This is a genomic window from Kitasatospora sp. NPDC096077 (genome assembly GCF_040303245.1).
Taxonomy (GTDB): Bacteria; Actinomycetota; Actinomycetes; order Streptomycetales; family Streptomycetaceae; genus Kitasatospora.
The window spans coordinates 67,404-88,593 of the sequence record NZ_JBEOSV010000019.1 but is presented as its reverse complement, the minus strand read 5'-3'; the positions used below and the strand labels follow the sequence as shown (position 1 = coordinate 88,593).

Annotated in this window: 20 protein-coding genes; 5 read left to right on the top strand and 15 right to left on the bottom strand. The window is 74.1% G+C overall.

Features of this window, described 5'->3' with window-relative positions:
• Window positions 1–28 precede the first annotated feature (28 nt).
• From ABTZ03_RS18635 to ABTZ03_RS18580, 12 genes are all read right to left on the bottom strand, one after another.
• A complete protein-coding gene (locus ABTZ03_RS18635) occupies window positions 29–1,012 on the bottom strand; it encodes a transketolase family protein (protein WP_350514072.1) in 984 nt (327 codons plus the stop codon).
• Complete coding sequence (locus ABTZ03_RS18630; RefSeq protein ID WP_350514071.1) at window positions 1,009–1,836, bottom strand: thiamine pyrophosphate-binding protein; 828 nt, start codon at window positions 1,834–1,836, stop codon at window positions 1,009–1,011. The genes ABTZ03_RS18635 and ABTZ03_RS18630 overlap by 4 nt, the downstream gene beginning before the upstream one ends.
• Complete coding sequence (locus ABTZ03_RS18625; RefSeq protein ID WP_350514070.1) at window positions 1,833–3,707, bottom strand: M20/M25/M40 family metallo-hydrolase; 1,875 nt, start codon at window positions 3,705–3,707, stop codon at window positions 1,833–1,835. The genes ABTZ03_RS18630 and ABTZ03_RS18625 overlap by 4 nt, the downstream gene beginning before the upstream one ends.
• A complete protein-coding gene (gene argC / locus ABTZ03_RS18620) occupies window positions 3,704–4,771 on the bottom strand; it encodes an N-acetyl-gamma-glutamyl-phosphate reductase (RefSeq protein WP_350514069.1) in 1,068 nt (355 codons plus the stop codon). The genes ABTZ03_RS18625 and argC overlap by 4 nt, the downstream gene beginning before the upstream one ends.
• Complete coding sequence (locus tag ABTZ03_RS18615) at window positions 4,764–6,083, bottom strand: aminotransferase class I/II-fold pyridoxal phosphate-dependent enzyme (RefSeq protein WP_350514068.1); 1,320 nt, start codon at window positions 6,081–6,083, stop codon at window positions 4,764–4,766. The genes argC and ABTZ03_RS18615 overlap by 8 nt, the downstream gene beginning before the upstream one ends.
• Entirely contained in the window at window positions 6,080–6,721 is a 642-nt protein-coding gene (locus ABTZ03_RS18610) for a PLP-dependent aminotransferase family protein (protein WP_350514067.1), read from the bottom strand. The genes ABTZ03_RS18615 and ABTZ03_RS18610 overlap by 4 nt, the downstream gene beginning before the upstream one ends.
• Window positions 6,722–6,790: 69 nt before the next feature.
• Window positions 6,791–7,654, bottom strand: coding sequence for a RimK family alpha-L-glutamate ligase (locus tag ABTZ03_RS18605; RefSeq protein ID WP_350514066.1), 864 nt, complete (start codon window positions 7,652–7,654; stop codon window positions 6,791–6,793).
• Window positions 7,651–7,842, bottom strand: coding sequence for a lysine biosynthesis protein LysW (locus ABTZ03_RS18600; RefSeq protein WP_350514065.1), 192 nt, complete (start codon window positions 7,840–7,842; stop codon window positions 7,651–7,653). The genes ABTZ03_RS18605 and ABTZ03_RS18600 overlap by 4 nt, the downstream gene beginning before the upstream one ends.
• Window positions 7,843–7,909: 67 nt before the next feature.
• Complete coding sequence (locus tag ABTZ03_RS18595) at window positions 7,910–9,229, bottom strand: ATP-grasp domain-containing protein (RefSeq protein WP_350514064.1); 1,320 nt, start codon at window positions 9,227–9,229, stop codon at window positions 7,910–7,912.
• A 242-nt stretch (window positions 9,230–9,471) separates the two neighbouring features.
• Window positions 9,472–10,815: an MFS transporter gene (locus ABTZ03_RS18590; protein WP_350514063.1), complete on the bottom strand. Its 1,344-nt coding sequence runs from the start codon at window positions 10,813–10,815 to the stop codon at window positions 9,472–9,474.
• 117 nt (window positions 10,816–10,932) lie between these two features.
• Window positions 10,933–12,123, bottom strand: coding sequence for a GNAT family N-acetyltransferase (locus ABTZ03_RS18585; RefSeq protein WP_350514062.1), 1,191 nt, complete (start codon window positions 12,121–12,123; stop codon window positions 10,933–10,935).
• A gap of 56 nt (window positions 12,124–12,179) precedes the next feature.
• Entirely contained in the window at window positions 12,180–13,169 is a 990-nt protein-coding gene (locus tag ABTZ03_RS18580; protein WP_350514061.1) for an aspartyl/asparaginyl beta-hydroxylase domain-containing protein, read from the bottom strand.
• Window positions 13,170–13,706: 537 nt separating this feature from the next.
• Between ABTZ03_RS18580 and ABTZ03_RS18575 the strand changes: the two genes are divergently transcribed.
• Window positions 13,707–14,843: a helix-turn-helix transcriptional regulator gene (locus tag ABTZ03_RS18575; protein ID WP_350514060.1), complete on the top strand. Its 1,137-nt coding sequence runs from the start codon at window positions 13,707–13,709 to the stop codon at window positions 14,841–14,843.
• Window positions 14,844–14,916: 73 nt separating this feature from the next.
• Here ABTZ03_RS18575 and ABTZ03_RS18570 read toward each other — a convergent pair whose 3' ends face one another.
• Window positions 14,917–15,840, bottom strand: coding sequence for a LysR family transcriptional regulator (locus ABTZ03_RS18570; protein WP_350514059.1), 924 nt, complete (start codon window positions 15,838–15,840; stop codon window positions 14,917–14,919).
• A gap of 109 nt (window positions 15,841–15,949) precedes the next feature.
• On the opposite strand from ABTZ03_RS18570, the gene ABTZ03_RS18565 reads away from it, so the two are divergent.
• Together ABTZ03_RS18565 and ABTZ03_RS18560 are read left to right on the top strand one after the other, a co-directional pair.
• Window positions 15,950–16,993, top strand: a complete 1,044-nt coding sequence (locus tag ABTZ03_RS18565; RefSeq protein WP_350514058.1) for a zinc-dependent alcohol dehydrogenase family protein — start codon at window positions 15,950–15,952, stop codon at window positions 16,991–16,993.
• 79 nt (window positions 16,994–17,072) lie between these two features.
• Window positions 17,073–17,747 (top strand): NAD(P)H-binding protein, encoded by a 675-nt coding sequence (locus ABTZ03_RS18560; RefSeq protein WP_350514057.1) that lies wholly within the window; start codon window positions 17,073–17,075, stop codon window positions 17,745–17,747.
• Window positions 17,748–17,777: 30 nt separating this feature from the next.
• Here ABTZ03_RS18560 and ABTZ03_RS18555 read toward each other — a convergent pair whose 3' ends face one another.
• Window positions 17,778–18,437 (bottom strand): TetR/AcrR family transcriptional regulator, encoded by a 660-nt coding sequence (locus ABTZ03_RS18555; protein WP_350514056.1) that lies wholly within the window; start codon window positions 18,435–18,437, stop codon window positions 17,778–17,780.
• A 105-nt stretch (window positions 18,438–18,542) separates the two neighbouring features.
• On the opposite strand from ABTZ03_RS18555, the gene ABTZ03_RS18550 reads away from it, so the two are divergent.
• Entirely contained in the window at window positions 18,543–19,244 is a 702-nt protein-coding gene (locus tag ABTZ03_RS18550) for an SDR family oxidoreductase (protein WP_350514055.1), read from the top strand.
• A gap of 42 nt (window positions 19,245–19,286) precedes the next feature.
• The gene (locus ABTZ03_RS18545) at window positions 19,287–19,709 is read left to right on the top strand and encodes a tautomerase family protein (RefSeq protein ID WP_350514054.1); all 423 of its coding nucleotides are present in this window, start codon (window positions 19,287–19,289) and stop codon (window positions 19,707–19,709) included.
• A gap of 25 nt (window positions 19,710–19,734) precedes the next feature.
• On the opposite strand, the gene ABTZ03_RS18540 is transcribed toward ABTZ03_RS18545, so the two are convergent.
• Window positions 19,735–21,081, bottom strand: a complete 1,347-nt coding sequence (locus tag ABTZ03_RS18540) for an MFS transporter (protein WP_350514053.1) — start codon at window positions 21,079–21,081, stop codon at window positions 19,735–19,737.
• Between the last annotated feature and the right edge of the window lie 109 nt (window positions 21,082–21,190).

Below are 21,190 nucleotides of genomic sequence, written 5' to 3'. Positions count from 1 at the left end.
GTGTCGGACCGTGGCCTCGGGCCGCGGCTCAGTCCCGCGCCGCGGCGTCGGCCGCGGACAGCACGGCGGCCGTGTCGAGGCCCAGTTCGGCGAGCACGTGCTCGTGGTCGCCGCCGTGGGACGGCCAGTCCTGGCCCGCGTTGACGCCGCGCACCGAGCACTGCGGCAGCAGCAGGGCGAGCGCCGAGGCGACGCCGCCGGCCGGGCGGTGCTCCTCGACGACCACGAACCGGGAGTACTGCCGGGCCAGTTCGCCGGCCGCCTCGGCCAGGTGCTGCTGGTCGAGGTAGCAGAGGTGGGCGTGGGCCAGTTCGGGCCGCTGCCGCCGGGCCCGGACGGACAGGTCGGTGCCGACCTCGCCGACCGAGACCAGGCAGACGTCCGCACCGGTCCCGCCGGCCGGGCCGTCCCAGCGGACCGTCGGCACCTCCTGCCCGGCGGGGTGCAGTCCGACCGGGTTGGCGTTGCGGCCGGTGCGGATGTAGTGCGGACGGCCGGTGGCCGCGGCGGAGCGGATGACGGCCCGCATCTCGGCCTCCCCGTAGGGGGCCGCGATCACCACGCCCGGGACGCTCGACAGGACGGCCAGGTCCTCCAGGCAGTGGTGGGTGGTGCCGAACCAGCCGCCGGAGACGCCCGCGTACGGGGCCACCACGCTGACGCCGGCGCCGAGGTAGCCGAGCCCGAGCTTGAGGCTCTCCGCCGCCCGCAGGGCCGCGAACGGCGCGAAGGTGCTGACGAAGGGCCGGAAGCCCGCCATCGCCAGGCCGGCGGCCATGTCGATCATCGCGCCCTCGGCGATCCCCAGGTTGAAGAACCGGTCGGGGTGCTCCTCGGCGAAGGGGTGGCGGCGCCCGCCGAGGTCGGCCTCCAGGCACAGGATCCGCGGGTCCGTCCGGGCCAGCAGGGTCAGTTCGGCCCGGTAGGCGTCCCGGCCGGAGAGCACCGCGGGCTCGTCGGCGGGCCCGGCCTGCGCCTCCGCCCGGACGGGGAGCACCTGAGTGGCAGTCATTTCACGAACCGCTTCCACTTGGCCGCCCGGGCGGCATCGATGGTCACATAGTGGGACCCGGCCTTGCCCTCGACCGCGGGGACGCCCTTGCCCTTGACGGTCGCGGCGATCACCGCGAGCGGGCGCCCGTCCGCGGGGCGGTCGGCGGTGAACACCGCGTGCAGCTGCGCCAGGTCGTGGCCGTCCACCTCCAGGGTGTCGAAGCCGAAGGCCGCGAACCGCTCCGCCAGGTCGGGCAGCGGCGAGATGTCCTCGACCAGCCCGTCGTTCTGGCCGCCGTTGCGGTCCACCACCAGGACCAGGTTGCCGAGCCGCTGGGCGGCCGCGACCTGGCAGGTCTCCCAGATCAGCCCCTCCTGGAGCTCGCCGTCGCCGACCACGGCCACCCCGAGCCCGGACCCGCCGGACAGCCGCCGGGCCAGTGCCCAGCCCGCCGCGTAGGGCAGGCCGTGGCCCAGGCTGCCGGTCGGGAAGAGCACCCCGGGGACGGCGTGGTTGGGGTGGCCGGTGAAGTGGTGCCCGGGGTCGGCGTACAGCGGCGCCGGGTTCTCCGGCAGGACACCGCTGACGTGCAGCGCCGCGTAGAGCGCGGCGGCCGCGTGCCCCTTGCTGAGCACCACCCGGGTGCCCTCGTCCTGCCCGGCCCGGTGCAGGGCGGCGATCAGGACGTCCGTCACCGAGAGGCTGCCGCCGAGGTGGCAGCCGCGCGGACCGGCGGCCATGTCGATGATCAACCGGCGTGCCTCGCGGGCGCGTTCGGCGAGCCGGTCCAGCACCTCGTCGGTACCGGCGGCCGGCGCCGCGCCGTCCAGCAGGACACTCATGACCGCTCCCCCTGTTCGATCGGATCCGTTCCGGCCGGCCGGGCCGCGAACCACCCGGCCACCGCGCCCGCCAGCACGCCGCGGGCCGCCCGGTACTCCTCGGCCGTCACGTGCTCACGGTCGGTGTGGTCCAGCGCGGCGTCGCCGGCGCCGTAGGCGACCATCGGCACGCCCTGCCAGGTGGTGGCCAGGGTGTTCATGTCCGAGGTGCCCTTCTTCACCAGGAACCTGGGACGGACGCCGGCCTTGGCGAAGGCCCGACCGAAGGCCTTGGCCAGCGGGCTGGTGCGGCCGCCGCTGACACCGGGCGTGGCCCGCAGCTCGGTCACCTCCACGCCGTCGCCGGCCTGTTCCCGGGCGGCGGCCCGGAGCGCGGCGAGGTCGGCCTCCGGCGGCACCCGGAAGTTCAGCACGCCGGTCGCGTGCTGGACGCCCCGGTCGGCGCCGTTCTCGATGCCGATCACCGCGTCCAGCGCGGCCGGCGCCTCCTTCAGCACCGCGGTCCGGATCCGCTCCAGGGCGCGCAGCAGGGCGTCGGGGGCCGACAGGGCGTCGTACCCGGCCGAGTGCCCGCTGCTCACCGTCGCGGTGACCCGCAGCTTGAACAGGCCGAAGTAGCCGATGGTGAGGGCGCCGGCGCCGCTGGGCTCACCGACCACCACGCCGTCCGCCGGGTAGTGGTCGCGGACGTGGAAGGCGCCCTTGGAGGAGGAGATCTCCTCCTCGACGGCGCCGACCACCCGCAGCTGCCCGTCCGCCGGGACGTCGGCCTCGGCCAGCACCTCCAGGAAGGCGACCAACGAGGCCTTGGCGTCGACGCTGCCCCGGCCGTGCAGGGTCTCGCCGTCCCAGTGGGCCGGCCAGTGGAACGGCACGGTGTCGAGGTGGCCGAGCAGCAGCAGCCGGCGGGGGCCGTCGCCGCGGACCGCGACCAGGTTCCCGGCCTCGTCGATCCGGGCGTCGATGCCCCGTTCGGTGCACCACTGCACCAGGTGGGCGGCGAGCTCGCGCTCGTCCTCGGAGACCGAGGGGATCTGCACCGCGCGGCTGAGCAGTTCGAGGTCGGCGGCCGGTTCCCGGGTGCGCCAGAACCGGGTCCAGCCGTCCGGCCGGGCCAGGGTGTGCGGCCCGGTGATCGCGACGTCGGCGGCGCCGGCCAGGGCCAGCTCCGCGGCCCGGACCTTCTGGCGCATCCGCCCGGCGGCGTACCCCGCAGCCTCGCCCTCGTGGGCGTGCCGCAGCGTGGAGCCGGGGTCGGCCGGGTCGGTGAGCAGCCCGGCGGACCCGGTGACCAGCCGCAGGTGGTCGGCGGCCACGGCGTTGGACACCTCGGCGGCCAGCACGTCGGCGTCCACGTTGATCGCGGCTCCCCCGTCCACGGCGAGGACGGGCGGGCTGACGCAGACCACGTCGAAGGCGTCGAGCAGGGTGGTCAGGCGCTCGGCGTCGACCTCCGTGACCACGCCGGCCCGGTGGTCGCGGACGATCCGGGTCCGGCCGTCGGAGACCACCTTGAGCGGGCGGTTGGCGCGGCCGGACACCAGGCCGGTGCGGGCCGCGACGCCGGTGAAGACCCGCAGGCCCCGCGCGGTCAGTCCGGCCTCCACCAGCGGGAGGGTGTACTGCTCGTAGGCGGCGATCACGTGCGGGACCTCGTCCGGCGACATGTGCCGGACCCGGTCGCCGTTGGGCAGGTCGAGCCACGGGATGGGCCGCTCGGCGGCCCGGTAGTGGCGCTCGATGCCGGCCGCGCCGCCGGACACCAGGAGGACCCGGGCGCCGCGGCGGGACAGCTCGGCGACCTCGTCGAAGATCTCCGGGTGCTCCAGGGTGCTGCTGCCGAGCTTGAGGACGTACAGCGGCCTGGTCACGGCGCCACCGCGGTGAACGGGAGGCCGGTCGCCTCGGGCAGGCCGTGCAGCCGGTTGAAGACCTGCACGGCCTGGCCGGCGGCGCCCTTGAGCAGGTTGTCCAGCGCGGCCACGGTGACGCAGCGGCCGTCGCGCACGGAGACCGCCACCTCGGCCACGTTGGAGCCGACCACCGACTTCAGCATCGGGAAGTCCTGCGGGGACTTCGGCGACTGCCGCAGCCGGACGAACGGCGTGCGGGCGTACGAGGCGGCGTAGGCCCGCCGGACGTCCAGCCCGGTGACGCCGGGGCGCAGCCGGCTGTAGGCGGTGATCACGATGCCGCGCGGGGTGTCCAGGCTGTACGTGGAGAACTGCAGCCGCGGTGCGGCGCCGCCCGCGTAGTCCGCCAGGGCCTGGGCGATCTCCGGCCCGTGCCGGTGGCCGAACAGCTTGTGGACCCGGAAGTTGCCCGCCCGGTCGGCCGGGTGCTCGTTCGAGGTCCGACCCGAACCGCTGGAGCCGGTCTTGGCGTCCACCACCACGTCGTCCTCGACCAGGCCCGCGGCGAGCAGCGGGCGCAGGGCGTAGATCGTGGAGACGGCCATGCAGCCGGGCAGGTTGACGAACCGGTTCTCCGGGACGTCGTCGAACTCCGGGACGTGGTAGGCGAAGGGCTCCGGCCAGGCGGCCGAGGCCGGGTAGTGGGCCGCGGCCTGCTCGGGGTCGCGCAGCCGGAAGTCGCCGGCCAGGTTCAGCACCCGCTTGGCGCGCTCGGCCACCAGGCCCATCTTGCCGGGCAGTTGGCCGCCCGGCAGGCAGCCGAACGCGACGTCGACCTCGGTCAGTTCGTCCAGCGGGCGGTACTTGAGCTTGCCGGCGGCCGGGTGGTTGCGCAGCCAGGGCAGGACGGAGGCCACCGACTGGCCGGCGCTGCGCTCCGAGGAGAGGAAGGTGAGTTCGGCGTTCGGGTGCTCGGCCAGCAGCCGGATCAGCTCCGCACCGGTGTAGCCGGTGCCGCCGAGCACGGCGACGGTGAACGGACGCTCCTGCTGCGCCCCCGCGGGGGCGGTCTGCTCAGCCAAGGCGGGCCGCCCGCTCCTGCGGGCGCGGGTACTCGCGCTCGGTGGCCAGCTTGCGGATGGCGTCGGGCCGCCGGGCGACCTTGGTGAACGCGTCCGCGTAGCGCAGGGCCCGCTCGTACTCGACCGGCGAGCGCAGCTCGCGGCAGAGCACCAGGGTGCTCTCCAGCATCGCGACGACGTTCGGGAAGTCCTCCGGGCGGTGGTCGCGGACGGCCTGCGGGTTCAGCGTGAACGGGTAGCCGCCGCCGAAGCCGTCGCGCTGCCGGAACGGCAGGTGGCAGGGGATCGGGGTGTTCTGCCACTCGCGGGCCGGCACGCCCTCGGCCACCAGGAGCTGGTGGACCGCCTCCTTGACGGCGTGCACCGGCAGGTCCTCCAGGCCGACGGCCTCCGGGACCAGGGTGATCCGGTACATGTTGTAGGCGTGGGTGCTGCCCTCGGGGACGTGCGGCGGGCGGAACAGCCCGGTCTGCGCCAGGGACTCGGCCAGCAGCGTGGAGTTACGGGCGCGGACCGCGTCGTAGTAGGGCAGTCGGCGGAGCTGGCTGCTGCCGAAGGCGGCCGCGATCCAGGACATCCGGTAGTCGATGGCGTGGCGCTCCAGGTAGTCCACGGCGCGCTGGTGGGCCTCGTCGGTGGCGAAGAAGGCGATGCCGCCCTCGCCGCCGAGCGGGAAGTTCTTGTCGGCCATCAGGCTCTGTCCGGCGGTGTCGCCGAGCGAGCCGGCCACCTTGCCGCCGAGGGTGGCGGAGTGGGCGTGCGAGGCGTCCTCGACCAGGGCCAGGCCGTGCCGGTCGGCCAGCGCCCGCAGGGCGGGGACGTCGGCGGGCAGGCCGTGCACGTGGACCGGCATGAGCGCCCTGGTGCGCTCGGTGATCGCGGCCGCGGCGGCCTGCGGGTCCATGCAGTAGGTGAGCGGGTCGATGTCGACGAAGACCGGGACGGCCTTGGCGGCGACGACGGCCTGGGCGGTGGCGATGAAGGTGAAGGCCGGGACGATCACCTCGTCGCCCGGCTGGACGCCGGCGCCGATCAGGGCCATGTGCAGGCTGGAGGTGCCGCTCGCGGTCGGCAGGGCCCGGTGGGCCCCGACGTACGAGCGGTAGGCCTCCGCGAAGGTGTCGACGACCTTCTCGGGGCTGCTGCGCTGGGACAGCAGCATCGTGAAGATGTCTTCCTTGGTGATGACCGGGAAGATCGTCCGGCGCAGCTCCTTGGGGATGATCGCCTCGCCGCCGAACTCGGCCAGCTGGGCGTCGAGTTCTTCGGCGGTGGGCAGTGGCAGGGGGGCCGAGGGGAAATCGCTGATCACGCGGACGCTCCTGACGGGGCCGACGAGGAGGCCTGCTGGACGGCCATGCGGACGCAGGCGGCCACCAGCGGGCTCAGACGGTAGTTGAACTGGACGCCGGGGACGAGGTCGGCGTCGGCCTCCTCCTGGGTCCACATGGTGCGCAGGTCGTAGGCGCCGAAGATCTTCAGGCGCTCCGCCCGGGCCCAGACCTTGGGGTCGTCGGTCAGGACGGCGGCGGCCGGGCCGAAGCCGAGGCCGGTGAGGTCCACGACCAGGACGGGGGCCGGCTCGACGCCGACCGGCCGGGCGAGTTCGCGCAGCCGGTCGGCGTTCTGCTGGTCCAGCGAGATCTGGTCGAAGGCCGGGCGGGCGCCCTCCTCCGCACGGACGGTGACGCCCAGCCAGGAGACGAACGCCGCCGTCCGCGGGTCGAGGCCCGGGAGGTCGGCGGTGTCGCCGTGGCCGATGCCCTGACCGGCCAGCGCGGCGTGCACGGCCGCGGTGCGGCTGTTCACCAGGACCACCTTGGCCCGGCCGGTGGCCTTGGCCAACAGCCGCTCCAGCCCGGGGAGTTCGCGGTCACTCTTCTCGATGCTCATCACGGTCCCCGAGGTCATGACCCGGGTCAGCACGACCGCCGTGTCGAACAGTTCCATTGCACCTTCTTCTTCGGTGGGGCGGGTACGGGCCCGGTCAGCCGGGCAGCGGGGCGGGTACGGGCCCGGTCAGCCGGGCAGCGAGGCGGCGAGGTAGGACGCGAGCCGGCCGGCCACGTCGACACCGTGCTGGCCCGACGAGCGGGCGAACTCGGGGTTGGCGTTGATCTCCAGGACGCCGAGCTCGCCGGTGGCGCGGTCCTCGATCAGGTCGACGCCGTAGAAGCCCTCGCCGAGCAGGTCGACGGTGGCCAGGCAGAGCTTGGCCATCTCGTCGGTGATCTCGGTCCGTTCGACCTCGGCCCCGAGGTGGGTGTTGGTCCGCCAGTCCGCCGAGACCCGCCGGAAGGCGACCACCGGCTCCCGGCCGACGACCACGACCCGCAGGTCGTGACCGGGCTTGTCCACGTACTCCTGGACGAGCACCGGGAAGAGCTTGCCGGCCGCGTCGACCGACTCACGCGCTCCGACCCAGCTCTCCAGGCACTCCACGTCGGAGAGCCGGACCACGCCGCGGCCCCAGGAGCCGCTCACCGGCTTGACCACCGAGGGCCAGCCGAGCTCCGTGACGGCCTCGCGGACCTGGTCGTGGGTGAAGGCGTGCAGCGAGCGCGGGTGGGAGATCCCGTGCCGGGCCAGCATCAGGGCCTGGAGGCCCTTGTCGTTGCAGATCTCGATCGCGGCGGCGGTGTTGAAGGTCACCACACCGGCCTGCTCCAGCCGCCGGGCGGCGCCGATGGCCTCCCGGTGCGAGAGGTTCCGGAGCACCGCCAGCCGGGGGGCCGGGACCCGGCCGGAGAGGACTCCGGCCAGGTCCGGCACCAGCGCGGTGCGGGCGGTCAGCCCCTGGGCGCGCAGGGCGTCCAGGAGTTGCCGCTCCTCCGGGCGGAGCATGGTGAGGGACAGCAGGACGTCGACTGCCTCCGAACTCATTCGCCCCAGTCCTCCTCGACCTCGGGGGCGAGCTCGACCTTGACGGTGGCGTCGGACTTCTCGACGACCTCGTGCTCCTGACCGCAGGAGTCGCAGGCGACGATCTCGCCCACCTCCCAGTCGGTCTGGATCTCCACGGTGCTGTCGCAGACCAGGCAGGCGATGGCGGGTGCAACGGGTGCGGACATGTTTCCTCTCCAGGGGTTTCTTGCGTCGGCTGGTGCCGGGCGGTTGGTCGCCGGCTGCCGGGATCGGTCAGCCGGTGGGGTGCGGGTCGACGATGACGCGCACCTGGTCGGTGAAGGTCTTGGTGGCCCCCTCGATGGACTCGTCGAGCGGGACGTCGACGATCAGCGAGGCGGAGCGGTGGCCCGAGTCGACCTGGGCGTCGAGCAGGTCGCCGACGCGGCGGCCGACCAGGACGCCGCGCAGCGCCGCGGGCGCCTGCGGGTCGAGCGGGGTGAGGACGGGCCAGCGGTCGTCCCGGACGATCCAGGAGACCTCGGCGTCCTCGGCGGTGACGTCCACCAGCCGCCCGTGCGGGTGGTCGACGAAGTGCTGGCGGGCCCGGCGGCGGGGCTGGGGGTGGCTGGTCGGGACCCCGGTGGCCAGGTCGATCATGGCGGGCTCCACGCCCTCGCCGGTGGCCAGCTCCCACAGGAAGGTGATGGCGTCGCCGGGCAGCCGGGCGGCCACCTCCATCAGCACCACGCCGTCCTCGGTGAGCCGGTACTCGGCGTGGGTGATGCCGTCGCGCACCCCGACGCTGCGCAGCACCTCGCGGTTGGCCTCGACCAGCGCGGTGCGGGAGGCCTCGTCCAGCTCGGCCGGGGAGGTGTGCTCCACCTCGGTGAAGAACGACCCGCCGGACTCGTTGCTCTCCTTGCCGGTGACGCCGGACCAGAGCACCTCGCCGCCCTGGACCAGGGCCTCCACCGAGAACTCGGGGCCGACCACGCGGCTCTCCACGAGGGCGATCTCGTGCGGGGCCAGCGCCGCCAGGGCCGCCGTCAGCTCCTCCTGGTCGTGCACCATGCGCACGCCGGAGCTGTAGAAGCGGCCGGCCGGCTTGACCACCGCGGGCAGCCGCTCCGCCGGGAGCGTGAAGCCGGCCCGCTCGTCGGCCGGGACCGTCTGCCAGGACGGTGCGTAGGCGGGGGCGGCGGTGCGCTGGAGCAGCTTGTTGCGGCAGATCAGCGCGGCCTTGGAACCGGTGCCGGGCAGTCCGAGGGTGTCGGCGAGGACGCCCACCGGCTCGACGAACACCTCGCCGACCGAGATGACGCCGCGGACGTGGTAGCGGCGCAGCAGCGGCTGCACGGCGGGGGCCACGGTGGCCACCTGGGCGTCGGCGACCTGGACGACCTCGGCGAGGCCGGACAGCGGGTGGGAGGCGTCGGCGCGCAGCTCGGCGAGCCGGTCCAGGTCGGTGTCCAGGCTGACCACGGCGAGCGGGGCCAGGCCGCGGCGGCGGGCCTCGGTGATCAGCCGGCCCTGGCGGGCCAGGACCACCAGGTCACCCATCAGGAGCAGGGCGTCGGGCCGGTTCTGCGGATCGGATTGGGACGGGGGCACGGAAGGCACGGTGGATCATCACTTCCTGGGGTAGGGGGTTCGGCCGGCCCGGGGCGGGCCGCCGGGTCGTACGGCGGGGTCCGGGCGGCTCTCGGGGGCGTCCGGGCCCGGAGGCGGGCACGGTCGGCCCGCCCGGGGCGGATCGGTTTCGCCCCGGGGAGGGGCGCCGCTGGTGGCGGCGGTTTCGCGGTGGTGGCGGTCGGCCGCGCCGGGGTCAGGCTCCGTCGGCGGCCGCGCCGGGGTCAGGCTCCGTCGGCGGCCGCGACCGCGGCGGCGACGACGGGCCAGGGCTCGTCCGGGACCGCGGCGGGGTCCTCGTGCCGGCCGCCCTCACCGTCCGAGCCCGACCGGACCAGGCTGACCGCGAAGACCAGCCAGCCCGCGACCAGGCCGACGGTGGCGAGCACCAGGGCGGTCCGGAGGCCGAGCCAGGTGCCGGCCCAGCCGCCGAGCGCGGCGCCGATGCCGATGGTGCCGAAGGCCACGAAGCGGTTGGTGGCGGAGGCCGGTGCCAGCAGGTCGTCCGGCGTGGTCCGCTGCCGGGCCGTCAGGCTGAAGATGTTGAACACGGTGAGGCCGAGACCGTACAGCACGAAGGCCGCGGTGCACACCGTGGCGGTGAGCGACTTGGGACCGGACACCAACGGGATCACGAGCGGGGCGACCGAGGCCAGTCCCATGCCGATGATCAGCGTCCGGGCCGCCCCGAAGGACGTGCCCAGCCGGGTGGCGAACAGCGAACCGAGGACGGAGCCGGCGCCGCCGATGGTCATCGTCAGGCCCAGCAGGCCGGGCGAGAAGTCCAGGTCCCGCACCGCGTAGACCAGGTAGAGGGTGAGGACGGCCTGTTCGAACAGGTTGAACCAGGCCGCCTGGAGGGTGAGCCGACGCAGCAGCGGCACCCGCCAGGAGAACTTCAGCCCCTGGCCGATCAGTTGGAAGATGCCCGGCCCCTGGCTCGTCCCGGCCGCCGGAGCGGCCGGGAATGCGCGGTGACGGATCGTCAGAAACGCTCCCACGGCGAGCAGGTAGGCCGCAACACCGAGGGCCAGCGAGGTCGATCCGCCGAGCGTGCCGAGCAGGATGCCGCCCAGCCCGGGCGCCGCGACGGTGGCCAGCGCGTAGGTGGTCTCCAGCCTGCTGTTCGCCGTCACGAGCCGGTCGCCGACCACCAGGACCGGCGCGTAGGCGAGTGCGCACACGTCGGCGAAGCAGGTGATCGCGCCGATCGAGAAGACCACCACGTACAGCAGGTAGATGTCCAGCCGGTGGAACGCCATCGCCAGTGGCACGAGTGCCAGCAGCACCGCGTTGACGGCGTTGGCGGTGATCATCGTGGGCCGGTGGGCCCGCCCGCTCAACCAGGCCCCCGCGAACAGGGTGAAGATCAGCAGCGGCAGGAACTGCGCCGAGTTGATCAGACCGACCTCGGTCGGCCCCGCGTTCAGCGCGACCACGGCCACCAGCGGGATGAGCAGGGTGATGCTCTTGCCCGCCAGGTTGGCGAGCGCCTGACCCAGCCAGAACTTGGCGAAGTCCGGGGTGACGACCAGTGCCGCGGTACGGCGTCTGAGGTCGGAAGGCATGACGGTCCCTTCGGGCGGCGCGGGCGGTGCGCGCCGGCCGGTCGGTCGGTGAGGAGGGGCGGTCCGGTGGTCAGCGGATGCGCCAGCGGATGCGTCGGCGGATGCCTCGGCAGTACGTCAGCAGTACGGGGCGAAGGCGTCGGCGACGACGGCCTTGGCGACCGCGCCGGAGGACGCGACGAGCTTCTGCAGCTCCGCGGCGTTGTGCGTGCGGATGGACTCCGCGTGGCCCGCCAGGGCGCTGTCCTCGGCGAGGTCGAGCAGCCACAGCGGCCGCAGTTCCGCGCCGCGCAGCGCCTTGGCGTCGGCGGCCTCGATGCCGGCGTGGACCCAGCGACAGCCCGCCTCGGCGGCGGCCCGGATGGGCTCGTAGTACACGGTGTTGAAGTACTCGCAGGCGTCCTTGAGACGGGCGTAGTCGAAGCCCGCCGCGCGCAGGTACAGGGTGTCGCCCCAGGCGTAGTAGAGGCAGAACCCCACCGGGGGCTCCCCCTCGACGCCGCAGAACGCCACCTGGGCGGCATCGCCCATCGCCGCGGCCTGGCGGCGGAAGGACTCCGCGAGCACCGCCGGGTCCGAGGCGTGCCCGTACCGGGCCTGGGTGCCGACCAGCAGCTCGGCCGCCTCCTGGTAGCACTCGCCGAGCGTGGACCGGGTGATCCGGTAGCCGGCGTCCTCGAAGCGCTTGACGTCCCGTCGGACCATGTCGACCCGGCGCTTGGACGGCAGTCCGTGCATCCACTCGGTCCAGCCGCCGTCCGGGATCGGGATCCAGGCGTCGGCGGCCAGCAGCAGCGGCGGGCCGGCGGCTCCGGCCGCACGCAGCGCCAGCACGTCGTCGGTGCTCAGGAAGAGGCCGAAGGCGGGCACCGGCTGCGAGGCCGGGGTGGAGGGCAGCAGGTCGGAACCGGCCAGCTCCAGCCGCAGCTTGCCCACCGCGTCGAACACGGCGGCGGCCGCCTGCTCGCGCCCGACACCCGGCGACGCGAGCAGGTGGGTCTGGTAGCCGCGGCGCTGCCCGAGCAGCAGGCCGGCCTCCCCCGCGCCGGGCAGTCCCAGCGCGGAGAGGTGGGACTGCCACTGGTAGAAGGAGTTGGGCTCGTGCTCGACCGCGGTGACCGCCACCGCCGCCGTTCCCCCGTCCCCCACGGGTACGTGCAGACCGCCGGTGGTGGTGGTCCCGCCGATGTCCGTCGCGCAGAACCGCAACCAGTCGTGGGAGGAGTAGAGGCGGTTCCCGGTCAGGGCGTCCCAGGCCTCGGGCGCGAGTCCGCCGAGGACGTCCGCGAAGGGCGAGGTGTGTGTCATGCGTATGGGGTCCTGTCTGAAGAGGGTGACCGGTCGGCTCTGCTGAGGGCGACCGGTCAGCCGCGCCGGGCGGCGAGCTCCAGCTGCTGGACCCGGCTGCCGACCCGGGTGCGCAGGACCACGCGCGGCGCGTCGCCGGGGAGGACCTGGACGGTGCGCTCCTCGGTCCAGCCGGCGAAGCGGAACTCCTGGTCGCCGACGTGCACCAGGCGGAACTCCGGCCGGCCGTCCAGGCTGAGCACCAGGTGCTCGCCGTCGCGCTCGATGACGGCCGCCAGCTGCTTCTGCGGCTGGAGGAACTCGCCCTCGGTCTCCTCCCAGTTGGCGAAGGACTCGGGGAGGTCGAAGGCCACCAGGGAGGCCGCGGCGGCCTCCGCCGTCAGCGGCTGCCGGCCCCGGCTGAACACGATCTCGGCGCCGTCGACCTGGTCCCGCACCTCGGCGGGGAACAGCTCGAAGAGCTCCTTGCTCGGCAGGGTGTCGATCACCAGGTGGACCCGGGTCTCGGTGCCCGTGTTCTCCACCCGGTGGACCCGGCTGAAGTCGCCGAACCAGAAGGTGCCCGGCTGCCACTGCTGGAGCTCGTCCGCGATGTACATCCGCGCCTCGGCGTGGGTCAGGATCGGGACGTGCACCCGCGCGGTGCCCCACGCGACGCCGTACTTGTTGTCGAAGTGGTCGGCCGAGCGGGCGCCCGGGCCGAGCGCCATCAGGCGGGCGCTGCGCAGCTCGGCGGGGATGGTGTCGAGCACCTCCGCCAGGTACGGCGCCTTCGCCAGCCACTCGGTGGGCTCGAAGTCCTCCAGCGCCGGGCCGCCCGGGTCGGTGCGGTCGAGGGCGCCGCCGGGGCTGCGCAGCGGGAGGACCCGCCAGTCGATCGGCGCCTCGCCGATCACGCCGTCGGCGCCGTAGGTGGCCTGCAACTTCCAGGCCTGCCGGCGCAGTTCCGCGACGTCGGCGACCAGTCGCTCGACGTCGAAGTCGAGTGCCAGTCGTGCCGCCGCGGGCAGTCCGGGTACCACGTGCGCTTGGGTCGCCTCGGTCATCTCGTGCTTTCTCCTCTGGCCTTGATTGCTGATCGTGCGGGAGGTGCGGTGCCCGTCCCGGCGGTCCGTCGGTTCGACCCGGCGTCCGCGGTGGACCGTCAGCCCCAGCCCGGGTCACCGGGCATCAGGGCGGTCATGGTGCCGACCGCGAACGCGACCGCCGCGGAGACACGCAGCAGGAGGTAGAGGGTGGAACGCATCCTGGACTCGCTTTCGAAGGTCGCCGGTTGGGACGTGAGTAAGCCTGCGGGTCCGAGGGGGTGCTGCGGGAGACCCTTCGATGCGCATGAAGTTGCAGTGCAACAAGGTGAGCTCGGGAAGGCGGATAACCCAGAACAAAAGTCCAGGACATGACAAATCGGATGTTTCCCGCTATTCGCCCGGCCATTATGAACGCCCTGTAAAGAATTCCCCGGAACCTTTACGGCACACCACGCCCGACGGACACTGAGGCGCGTCCCCCCTCTGCATCCCCCCTGGTGAGAAACGGATGAGGACCGATAGCCGGTTCGACCCGGATCACCTAGAGTTGGCCGGGTGATATTGCCGAAGCCCGGAATTCCCGAACTCCTGCCTTCACTCGACGACACCAGCATCGCGATCTACAAACACGCGCTTGAGCTCGGTGAACTGACCGTCGAATCGGTCGCCGTCCTGACCGGCGCCGACCCTGCGGAGGCCGAGGCGACCCTCTCCGGCCTGCTCGCCATGCGCCTGCTCCATCCGCACCAGGACGGCTGGGTTCCGACTCATCCGTCCACGGCCCTCGCCACCCTGCTGGCACCGGTCGAAATCGAAATCCGCATGCGCGAATTGGACGTGGCCCGGGTCCGCGAGGAAGTCGCCGCACTCCTGCCGCTCTACGAGGAGCACAGCGCCGCAAGGGAGTTGCCGGCCACCACGATCGAGGTCCTGGACAACCTCGAATCGGTGCGCTCGGCCCTCGACGCCGCCAGCGCCCAGTGCCGGGAGGAGACCCTGACGGCCCAGCCGGGCGGCGGCCGCCAGCAGGAGATGCTGGCCGAAGCCACCCCGCGGGCCCTGGCGATGCTCCAGCGCGGGCTGCGGATGCGCACCATCTACCAGCACACGGCGGTCTTCAGCGGACCGACCCGGGACTATGTGCACGAGGTCACCCGCAAGGGCGCGGAGGTCCGGATCTTCGGCGAGGACTTCACCCGGATGATCATCTTCGACCGCCAGGTGGCCTTCGTCGGCGACCGCACCCGCCCCAACCTCGCCCTGGTGATCCGCGAACCCACCCTGGTCGGCTTCCTGGCCGACGACTTCGAGCGGCTCTGGCGCTGGAGCAACCCGTTCCTCGCCGCGCCGCAGCGCATCACCCGGGAACCCGCCGGGGGCATGAGCAGCGCCAAGCGCACCGTGCTCCGGCTGATGGCCGACGGCCTGAAGGACGAGGTCATCGCGCGCTGCCTGGGCATGTCCGTCCGCACCTGCCGCAAGCACATCGCCGAGATCATGCAGGAGTTGGACGCCGGCAGCCGGTTCCAGGCGGGCTGCCGCGCGATGCAGCGGGGCCTGATCGACAGCGGACCGCTGAGCGTCACCCCGGACGGCTACCTGCTGCCCGACGGCAGCGACCCGGCCGCCGCGGCGGACGAGCAGGACCCGGGCAGCCGGGCGGCAGCCGGACTCGACCGCGTCCGGGGCTGACCGCACGGGGCTGACCACACCCGGAGCCGACCGCACCCGGGGCTGACCGCAGGGGCGCCGCACGCGCGGAACATCAGGAGCGCGGCGGGCCGGACGCCTCCGGCAGCAGGGCCGCGGCCGCCAGACAGGCGGCGACGGCGGGTTGGTGAGCGGTGCCCTGGCGGACCGCGGTCTCGATGGTGCGGGCCAGCCCGCGGTCGGTGACCGGTCGCGCGGTGAGGTTCGGGGGCAGGCCGCGGGTGGCCAGCCGGGGGATCAGGGCGGTGTGTCCGCCGCCGGCGGCGAGGGCGACCATGGCGGAGAAGTCGGTGCAGGTGTGCCGCACCCGGGGGGTGAAGCCGGCCGACCGGCAGGCCTGGAGGACGGCGTCACCGCAGGCCGTCCGGGGCGGAGCGGTGATCCAGCCGGTGTCGGCGAGCTCCCTCAGGTCGACCGGGGCGCCGGCGGGGTCGGCGGCCGGGTGGTCGTCGCGCAGGACGGCGACCAGCGGATCGGTCTGCAGCAGCCGGGTCTCGATGCCCGCGGGCCGGGGCGCGGCGAGGTTGGTGTAGCGGTAGACCAGCGCGACGTCGACCCGGCGCTGGAGCAACAGCCGTGCGGCGGCCTCGGGTTCGGCCTCGGTGATGTGCAGTTCGAGGCCGCGGTGGGTGCCTTCGAGGGCCGCGCCGAGGGGGACGGCCAGCGAGGCGAGGGCGCTCGGGAAGCAGGCCAGGTGCAGCGGGCCGGCCGGTTCGCCGCTGCCGGCCCGCAGCCGGGCCCGGGCCTGTTCGAGCGCGGCGAGCACCTGCTCGGTGTCCTCGGCCAGCCGGTGGCCGGCGGCGGTGAGGTAGACCGAGCGCCCGGAGCGTTCCAACAGCTCGGCCCGGGTCTCCTCCTCCAGCAGCCGGAGCTGCTGGGAGACGGCGGACGGGGTGACGCCGTGGAGTTCGGCCACGGCGGTGACCGTGCCGTGCGCGGCCAGGTCGCGGAGCAGGACGAGTCGTCGGACATCAAGCATTAGCCCATCTTAAGGATGTGCTGTAGGAGATGTAGCTGGACACTCGAATGCCCGTCCGGCGAGGCTGGTCACCGCAAACCCGAGTCCCCGAACAGTGCAGGAGCTTTCCGTGCGCGCCACCGTGATCCACGGCCCCGACGACATCCGGATCGAGGAGGTCCCCGACCCGGTGATCAGCCGGGCGACCGATGCGGTGGTGCGGGTGGTCGAGTCCTGCATCTGCGGCAGCGACCTGTGGGCGTACCGCGGCGTGGCGTCCCGGGTCCCCGGGCAGCGGATCGGCCACGAGTTCCTCGGCATCGTCGAGGAGGTCGGCTCCGGGGTGTCCGGGTTCGCCCCGGGTGACTTCGTCGTCGCCCCGTTCGTCTGGTCGGACGGCAGCTGCGAGTTCTGCCGCGAGGGCCTCCACACCTCCTGCCCCGAGGGCGGCATCTGGGGCCAGGTCGGCTCCGACGGCGGCCAGGGCGAGGCGGTCCGGGTGCCGTTCGCCGACGCCACGCTGGTGAAGCTGCCCAAGGAGACGGCCGGCGAGGAGAAGCTGCTGCCGAGCCTGCTCGCGCTGTCCGACGTGATGAGCACCGGGCACCACGCGGCGGTCTCCGCCCGGGTCCGGCCCGGTGCGACGGTCGCGGTGGTCGGCGACGGCGCAGTGGGCCTGTGCGGCGTGCTCGCCGCGCACCGGCTCGGCGCCGGGCGGATCATCGCCCTCGGCCGGCACGAGCGGCGCACCGCGATCGCCCGCGACTTCGGAGCGACGGACGTGGTCGCGGAGCGCGGCGAGGCCGCGGTCGAGGCCGTCCGGGAGCTGACCGGCGGGCTGGGCGCACACGCCGTGCTGGAGGCGGTCGGCACCGAGGAGTCGATGCGGACGGCGATCTCGATCACCCGGGACGGCGGCGCGGTCGGCTACGTCGGCGTGCCGCACGGCGGCTCCGCGGGCGTGGAGATCGGCCGGATGTTCGACCGGAACGTGGCCCTGGTCGGCGGCGTCGCCCCGGCCCGCGCCTACATCCCGGAGCTGCTGGCCGACGTGCTCTCCGGCGCCATCGAGCCGGGCCTGGTCTTCGACCGTACCGTGGACCTGGACGGCGTGCCGGACGGCTACCGGGCGATGGACGAGCGTACGGCGCTCAAGGTCCGGATCACCCTCTGAAACGGCGGCCGACGAACGTCCACCGAGTGTCCGCGGTCCGCGTCGGACCGCCGATCGTCCGTTCCGGAAGGGGAGTTGCATGAAGATCGCGATCGCCGGCGGCCACGGCCAGATCGCCCGGCGGCTGGGCCGGCTGCTGGCCGCCCGGGGTGACGAGCCCGTCGGCATCGTCCGCAATCCCGCCCACCGCGACGACCTGCTCGCCGACGGCGTGCGGCCGGTGGTCTGCGGCCTGGAGAGCGCCTCCGTCGAGGAGGTCGTCGCGGCCGTGGCCGGGGCGGACGCCGTGGTGTTCGCCGCCGGGGCCGGGCCGGGCAGCGGTGCGGCGCGCAAGCACACCGTGGACCACCGGGCCGCCGCCCTGCTCGCCGACGCGGCGCTGCGGGCGGGGATCCGGCGGTACCTGATGGTCTCCACCCGCGGCGCGGGCAGCCCTCCCCCGGCCGACGCGGACGAGGTCTGGGCGGCGTACGTCCGGGCCAAGACCGCCGCCGACGAGCACCTGATGGCCCAGGACCTGGACTGGACCGTCCTGCGGCCGGCCGCGCTCACCGACGCGCCGGGCACCGGCCTCGTCCGGCTCACCGCCGGGCGGAGCGTCGGCGAGGTCACCCGCGACGACGTCGCCCGGGTGCTGCTCGCGCTGCTGGACACGCCCGCCGCCGCGGGGCTCGTACTGGAGCTGGCGGCGGGACCGGACCCGGTCCCCGACGCGGTGGCGCGCGCGGTGCGGGAGCGCACCGGCGCGCGGTAGTCGCCGCCGTCCGAACGCCCGGCGGCCGGATCAGGCCGGGGCGTCCAGGTGCCGGCGGGCGGCGGCGAGGACCTCCCGGGAGAGCTCCGGGTCCTCGCTGGCGCGGGCGAGCAGGATGGCGCCGACCAGGGTGGAGAGTTCGGCGAGGGCGGTGCCGCGGTCGCCCTCGTCCGTTCCGGCCGTGCCGTCCGTTGCGCCCGTGCCGTCCGTTCCGGCGGCCCGGGCGTCGAGCCGCCGGTAGCCGTCGACGAGGTCGCTCAGGCCGGCCGTGAAGGCCGTGCGGATCGGGGCGCCCGGTTCGGCCCGGGCGGCGTCGGCGGCCAGGGTGGCGGCGGCGCAGCCGGCGCCGGGGTGGTCGCGGTGGAGGTCGGAGAGGTAGCGGGTCAGGAACTCGGCCCGGCCGGACCGGACTTCGGGGCCGGACCCGTCCGAGGACCGGTGGGCGGAGGCCTCGTCGGCGAGCCGGTCCATGGCCTCCCGGCGCTCGGTGAAGGCGGCCCGGAGGGCCTGGACGATCAGGTCGTCCTTCGAGGAGAAGTGCCGGTAGAAGCCGCCGTGGGTGAGTCCGGCGGCGGCCATCGCCTCGGGGACGCTGACCTGGTCGGCGCCCTTCTCCCGGATCAGCCGGGCGGTGTGGTCGATCACCTGCTGCCGGTGCTGCTGGGCCTCGGCTCGTGACACACGGGGCATGGTCGGCGGTCCCTTCTCACGGAAAGCTCCCGAGGATCCTACTTCCGCATCCGCTTTAGATGATGGTAGTAATCTAAACGCCATCCTGGAGCGAAGGGAACGCACATGACCGTGATCGAAGGCTCTGTCGCGCTGGTCACCGGAGGCCGACGCGGCATCGGCCGGGCATTCGTCGAGGAACTGCTGCGGCGCGGCGCGCGGAAGGTCTACGCCACCGCCCGCACCCCCGACACCGACACCGACGGGCGGATCGAGGTCCTCCCCCTGGACGTCACCGACGACGCCTCCGTCGCCGCCCTGGCCCGGCACGCCCGCGACGTCGACCTCGTCTTCAACAACGCCGGCGTGCTGCACCCGGCGCCGCTGCTCACCACCGACCTGGCACTCGTCCGGGACACGTTCGAGACCAATGTGCTCGGCCCGCTGCGGATCGCCCGGGCGTTCGCGCCGGTGCTCGCCGCCCGCGGCGGGGGCGCGCTGATCGACATCCACTCGCTGCTGTCCTGGGGTTCCGGCGCCGGCGCGTACGGCGCGTCCAAGGCGGCCCTGTGGTCGCTGACGAACTCCCTGCGGATCGAACTCGCCGCCCAGGGCACCCAGGTGGTCGGCGTCCACCTCGGCTTCGCGGACACCGAGATGGTCGCGGCCGTCCCGGTCGCGAAGCTCGCGGTCGCCGACGTCGCCCGGGCCGTCCTGGACGGCGTCGAGCGCGGGGACACCGAGGTGCTCGTCGACGACGCCACCCGCGCGGTCAAGGCCGCACTGTCCGGACCGGTCGAGGGCCTCGCCGTCGCCCTCCGCCGCTGAGACCCGCCCGCCCGTCAGCCCCGTCAGCCCCCGAGGAGAGCCATGCCGCTCTGGCACGTCTACCACCCGCCCGGCACGTACACCCCGCCGCAGAAGAAGCAACTCGCCGACGACGTCACCGGGTTCTACACCCGGTTCGGACTCCCCCGGTTCTACGTCGTGGTGCTCTTCCACGAGGTCGCCGCCGACTCCTTCCTGATCGGCGGCGATCCCGCCCCGGACGCCGTGCGCATCGTCGTCGAGCACATCGCCCGGCACACCGAGGACCCGGAGCTGCGCCGGCGCACCCGGGAGCGGCTCGCCGAACTGCTCGCACCGCACACCGTGGAGCGCGGCCTGTACTGCGAGTTCCACATCGACGAGACCCCGCAGGACCTCTGGATGATCGACGGCCTGACCCCGCCCCCGCCGCAGAGCGAGGCCGAGCAGCGCTGGGCCCGGGAGAACCGCCCGAGCCCGTACTGAGCAGCGCGCACCGCCGCCGGGCCGGTCAGGCCCGGCGGCGGAGGGCGATGACGGCCGCGCCGAGGACGCAGGCGACGGCGGCGACCACATAGGCGAGGTGGTAGCCGGCCAGCTGGTCGCTGCGGCCGGCCGCGACCAGGACCATCACCGCGACGCCCACGCTGGCGCCGATCTGCTGGGTCACCACGTTGACCGCGCCGGCCACGCCGTGCTGCTCGGGCTGGACGCCGGCCAGGGCGGCGGAGGTCATCGAGGGGAAGTTCAGCCCCTGGCCGATGCCGCTGAGCACCAGGCCGGGGGCCACCTGCAGCAGGTAGTTCCCGTCGTGCGGGGTGCCCAGCCACAGGCCGGTGCCGACGCCGATCAGGACCAGGCCGACGGCCATCAGGGTGTGCGGGGTGTACCGGGCCAGCAGCTTGCCGGTGGCGAAGTTGGCGGTCAGGAAGACCGCGGCGGACATCGGCACCAGCGCGATGCCGGACTCGAACGGCGAGTAGCCCAGCATCCCCTGGAGGTACAGCGGCGCGAAGAACAGCATCCCGACCGAGGCCATGTACTGGAGGAAGGCCGCCAGGCTGGCGGCCCGCACCGGGGCGAGCCGGAACAGGCCGAGCGGGAGCACCGGGTCGGCGGTGGCGCGTTCGCGCAGGACGAAGGCGACCAGCAGGACGACCGCGGCGGCGAGTCCGGCCCACCGGGCCGCACCCCCGCTGCTCGCCCCGACCACCAGCAGGGTGAGGCCGAGGGTGCCGGTCACCGCGCCGGGCAGGTCGAGCCGGCCGCTGTGCCCGGCGCCGTCGGGCAGGCCGATCCGGGTCACCGCGAGCACCGCGACACCGAGCAGGACGGAGAACCACAACACCGAACGCCAGCCGAGGAACTGGGTGAGCACGCCGCCCAGCAGCACCCCGCCGCTGAAGCTGGCGGCGCCGACGGCCGCGTAGACGCCGAAGGCCCGGTTGCGGGCCGGACCGGCCGGGAAGGTCTCGGTGAGCAGCGCCAGCGCGGCCGGCCCGGACAGCGCGGCGCCGATCCCCTGGACGGCGCGCGCTCCCAGCAGCACCCCGATGCTCGGGGCCACCGCGCCGACCAGCGCGGAGAGGGTGAACAGGGCGATGCCGGCCTCGAACACCCGCCGCCGGCCGAGCACATCGGCGAGTCGGCCGCCGATCAGCAGGAAGCCGGCGAAGGTGACGGCGTAGGCGGTCATCACCCACTGGAGGGTGGTGTCGCCCAGGTCGAAGCGGTCCCCGACGGACGGCAGGGCGGCGTTGAGCACTCCGAGTCCGCTGACGTCCAGGGCGAGTGCCCCGGCCAGCACGCCGAGCGCCAGCCCCGGTCGGCGCAGCGCCCCCACGGTGGTGTCGGTCATGCCGTGCCGCCCTGGACGTCGGGGCCGGTGCGCGCGGCGCGAGGTGCGGGGAGCGGGCGGACAGGACCTAAGCCGTCGGCCGGGGCCGCGGTCGCATCAATAGTCTCAA

Bases quoted from the DNA above. Each gene is read 5' to 3' on its own strand.
- ABTZ03_RS18555 (WP_350514056.1), bottom strand. From the start codon at position 18,437: ATGCCCCGTGTGTCACGAGCCGAGGCCCAGCAGCACCGGCAGCAGGTG.
- ABTZ03_RS18580 (WP_350514061.1), bottom strand. From the start codon at position 13,169: ATGACCGAGGCGACCCAAGCGCACGTGGTACCCGGACTGCCCGCGGCG.
- ABTZ03_RS18560 (WP_350514057.1), top strand. From the start codon at position 17,073: ATGAAGATCGCGATCGCCGGCGGCCACGGCCAGATCGCCCGGCGGCTG.
- ABTZ03_RS18610 (WP_350514067.1), bottom strand. From the start codon at position 6,721: ATGGAACTGTTCGACACGGCGGTCGTGCTGACCCGGGTCATGACCTCG.
- ABTZ03_RS18585 (WP_350514062.1), bottom strand. From the start codon at position 12,123: ATGACACACACCTCGCCCTTCGCGGACGTCCTCGGCGGACTCGCGCCC.
- ABTZ03_RS18635 (WP_350514072.1), bottom strand. From the start codon at position 1,012: ATGACTGCCACTCAGGTGCTCCCCGTCCGGGCGGAGGCGCAGGCCGGG.
- ABTZ03_RS18605 (WP_350514066.1), bottom strand. From the start codon at position 7,654: ATGAGTTCGGAGGCAGTCGACGTCCTGCTGTCCCTCACCATGCTCCGC.
- ABTZ03_RS18540 (WP_350514053.1), bottom strand. From the start codon at position 21,081: ATGACCGACACCACCGTGGGGGCGCTGCGCCGACCGGGGCTGGCGCTC.
- ABTZ03_RS18590 (WP_350514063.1), bottom strand. From the start codon at position 10,815: ATGCCTTCCGACCTCAGACGCCGTACCGCGGCACTGGTCGTCACCCCG.
- ABTZ03_RS18630 (WP_350514071.1), bottom strand. From the start codon at position 1,836: ATGAGTGTCCTGCTGGACGGCGCGGCGCCGGCCGCCGGTACCGACGAG.
- ABTZ03_RS18550 (WP_350514055.1), top strand. From the start codon at position 18,543: ATGACCGTGATCGAAGGCTCTGTCGCGCTGGTCACCGGAGGCCGACGC.
- ABTZ03_RS18600 (WP_350514065.1), bottom strand. From the start codon at position 7,842: ATGTCCGCACCCGTTGCACCCGCCATCGCCTGCCTGGTCTGCGACAGC.
- ABTZ03_RS18545 (WP_350514054.1), top strand. From the start codon at position 19,287: ATGCCGCTCTGGCACGTCTACCACCCGCCCGGCACGTACACCCCGCCG.
- ABTZ03_RS18570 (WP_350514059.1), bottom strand. From the start codon at position 15,840: ATGCTTGATGTCCGACGACTCGTCCTGCTCCGCGACCTGGCCGCGCAC.